Source organism: Halomonas sp. SIMBA_159 (assembly GCF_046536035.1).
Classification (GTDB): Bacteria; Pseudomonadota; Gammaproteobacteria; order Pseudomonadales; family Halomonadaceae; genus Vreelandella; species Vreelandella venusta_A.
Window position 1 is genome coordinate 1 of record NZ_JAWJBT010001306.1, and the last position, 245, is coordinate 245.

The following is a 245-nucleotide window of genomic DNA, read 5'->3' on the forward strand; positions in this document are numbered from 1 at the left end:
CATGAAACGCTCACCGTCTTTGTTCAGCAGGTAACCACCTTCACCACGGCAGCCTTCTGTTACCAGTACACCGGCGCCGGCAATACCGGTTGGATGGAACTGCCACATTTCGATATCCTGCATGGGTACACCCGCACGCAATGCCATACCGACACCGTCACCGGTGTTAATGTGTGCGTTCGTGGTTGACTGGTAGATACGGCCGGCACCACCTGTTGCCAGAATTGTGGCCTTGGATTTGAAGT

1 protein-coding gene is annotated in these 245 nt (G+C 54.7%); it reads right to left on the reverse strand.

Annotated elements, in window-relative coordinates:
• On the reverse strand, positions 1–245 hold a 245-nt coding region (locus R0J87_RS23480), incomplete at both ends, for an FAD-binding protein (RefSeq protein ID WP_498889391.1).